Here is a 2,995-nt window from a genome sequence, read left to right as displayed (position 1 = left end):
GTCGTTCGCCGCGGCCTGGCCGGCCCGCGCGGCGGCCACCCGGGCGCGCTGCTCGATGAGCCCGCGGCGCAGGTTCTCCAGGCCGTCGACCAGCGGCCGGCGCCGCGACTCCACCAGGCCGTCGGTGAACATCACCAACGCCGAACCGGGCGGCAGTGTCACCGTCGTCTCGCTGAAGCCGCCACCCTCGCCGATGCCGAGCGGCAGGCCCGGGTCGAGCACCAGGTAGTCCGGATCCTCGTCGGGCAGGATCACCAGCGGGGCGGGATGCCCGGCGGTGGCGATGGTCACCCGGCCGGTATGCCGGTCGTAGACCGCATAGATGCAGGTGGCGAGCTGCAGGCCGGGCAGCAGGCCGACAACCCGATCCAGCCGGGTGAGGACCTCCGCGGGACACCAGTCCTCCAGCGCGTAGGCCCGTAGCGCCGCGCGGAGCTGGCCCATCACCGCGGCGGCCCGCAGCCCGCGGCCCATCACGTCGCCGATGGCGACTCCCACCCGGCCGCCGGACAGCGGGATCACGTCGTAGAGATCGCCGCCGACCTCGGTGCCCGCCGTCCCCGGCCGGTACTCCATGGCGATCTCGACACCCTCAAGGGCAGGCGGATGGGCCGGCAGCAGCGAGCGCTGCAGGGTCAACGCGGACTCCTGGGCCTCCTTGAAGCGCAGGGCGTTCTCCAGCGCGAGAGCGCCGCGGCGGGCCAGGTCCTCCAACAGGGCGACCTCGGCGTTGGTGTAGAAACCCTCGCGGCGGCCGACGGTGATGGCGCCGAGGATCCGCCCGTGCGCCGACAACGGGACGTTGACTGTTGGGCCGCCCTGAATGCGGCGAAACTGCTGGTATGCGAGATCATGCGGGAACGACAGCATGGCCCGTAGGTTGTTGAAGTCGGGCAGGCAGTAGGTCTGCCCGTTGCGCAGCACGATGCCGGGCGGGAAGTCGTCGGCGAGCGTGGGCGGGCGGGTGGCGACGATCGCCCGCATGATCTTGTCGACCTTCGGGTCGACGAAGACGGTGGCTCCCAACTGCACGTCGTCGCCATCGCGCACCCAGACCATCGCCCCCGTGCCGAAGCGGGGCACCGCCAGCCCGGCGAGCAGGTCGGGGACGTGCTCCGGATCGAGAGTGCCGCCGAGGACGAGCCCGGCGTCGGCCAGGAAGGACGCCGGCGAGCCGGCCGGCCCGCCCTGCCCGTCGCCGCCCGGGCCGCCCCACAGCACCCGGACGATCCCCCGGGCACCGCGCAGCCCCGCGGACGCCGACCGGAGCACCTGCTGCGACATTCGGGCCGCCGCCTGCGAACTGAGGGCGATCCCGGCGTCCGCGGCGGCGACGATAGCGGACATGCCGGACGAACTCCCGGTGACGGGTTCGGACGTCGGGGCACAATCCCCCCGACCCCGACCGAATCCGACTCCCGGGACTACGCCGTAACGGCCAGTCACCCGGTCCACCCGCGGAAGTCTAGTTCGGTAACCGGATATCGCGCATCGCGAGAATGTCGACCCGAGCCGCGAGTGGTACCCCATCGCCATCCCTTCGCGCGCTCAAGCCGGGTTTGCCGCCGTCGAGCCGTCACCGGAGGAGCATGTCTCGCACCAGCGCAGCCGTCCGACCATCCGTGTCCGGAAGGTCGCGGCGGTGGATCCGGGCGGGGCAGTCCGGGCGGGGCCGAGGTGCTCGGTGCGCCGTCGGAGGCCGGGGCGGCCGGCGGATCCGTCGGCGTCCCGGCGTCGGCGACGGCGCCCGGGTGGGTATCGGTCCCTGCGGGACCAGGGGCATCAGAAAGGATCACATGGGGATACATCATTCCAGTACTGACTATTCCACGATTGGATCGAGTTCCGGTAACAGGGGGGAAATCCCCCCGTCGTCGCCGGTCGGCGCCGGCATCCGCGACGCCGCATGGTGGCGGCGGGCCGTGCTGTACGAGGTGTACCTGCGCAGCTTCGCCGACTCCGACGGCGACGGAGTCGGCGACCTCACCGGTCTGCGCCAGCACCTGCCCGCCCTCGCCGAGCTGGGCGTGGACGGCCTGTGGATCACGCCCTTCTACCCGTCGCCGATGGCCGACCACGGCTACGACGTCGCCGACCACCGCGACGTCGATCCGCTGTTCGGCGCCCTCACCGACGTCGACGCGCTGCTCGCCGACGCCGCCGAGGCCGGTCTCGCCGTCCTCGTCGATCTGGTTCCGAACCACTCCAGCTCGGCGCATCCGGCCTTCCAGAAGGCGCTCGCGGCCCCGGCTGGCGGGCCCGAGCGGGAGTTGTACATCTTCCGGGACGGGCGGGGACCCGGCGGCGCCGAACCCCCGAACAACTGGGTGTCCGTCTTCGGCGGTCCGGCCTGGACCCGGGTCGCCGACGGCCAGTGGTACCTGCACCTGTTCGACGCCGAGCAACCCGACTGGAACTGGGACCATCCCGCGGTACGGGCCGATCATGAGGCGACCCTGCGCTTCTGGCTCGACCGGGGCGTCGACGGCTTCCGCATCGACGTCAGCCACGGCCTGGTCAAGGACGGCGAGCTGCGTGACAACCCACCCGGCCAGGTGATCGACAACAGCGGATTCCGGGAGGAGGGCGAACCGCGGGTCTGGGACCAGGACGGTGTGCACGAGATCTACCGGACCTGGCGGGCGATCACCGACGAGTACACCACCCGGGACGGCCGGCTTCGGGTGCTGATCGGGGAGACCTGGGTACGTGACCCGGCGCGCCTGGCCCGGTACGTCCGCCCCGACGAGCTGCACCTGACGTTTTCGTTCTCCCTGCTGACCATCCCGTGGTCGGCGCCGGACTGGCGAACGGTGATCGACGGCGAACGCGCGGCGCTCGCGGCGGTCGGCGCGCCGGCCACCTGGGTGCTGGCCAACCACGACGTGGTGCGTCCGGTGACCCGCTACGGCGGCGGGCAGGTCGGCACCCGCCGGGCCCGCGCGGCGCTGCTGACCCTGCTCGCCCTGCCCGGCGTCGCCGTGCTCTACCAGGG

2 protein-coding genes are annotated in these 2,995 nt (G+C 72.4%); one reads left to right on the top strand and one right to left on the bottom strand.

Going from position 1 to position 2,995, the window contains the following annotated elements:
- Positions 1-1,347: PP2C family protein-serine/threonine phosphatase (locus tag ND748_RS29140; protein ID WP_251749401.1), on the bottom strand; the 1,347-nt coding region annotated here is incomplete at its 3' end.
- Positions 1,348-1,796: 449 nt separating this feature from the next.
- On the opposite strand from ND748_RS29140, the gene ND748_RS29135 reads away from it, so the two are divergent.
- The coding region (locus ND748_RS29135; RefSeq protein WP_251749399.1) for an alpha-amylase family glycosyl hydrolase at positions 1,797-2,995 on the top strand (1,199 nt) is incomplete at its 3' end.

It is taken from the genome of Frankia sp. AiPs1 (assembly GCF_023716945.1).
GTDB lineage: Bacteria > Actinomycetota > Actinomycetes > Frankiales > Frankiaceae > Frankia.
Note: the sequence above shows the minus strand (reverse complement) of the source record. Positions and strands in the feature narration are given on the sequence as shown.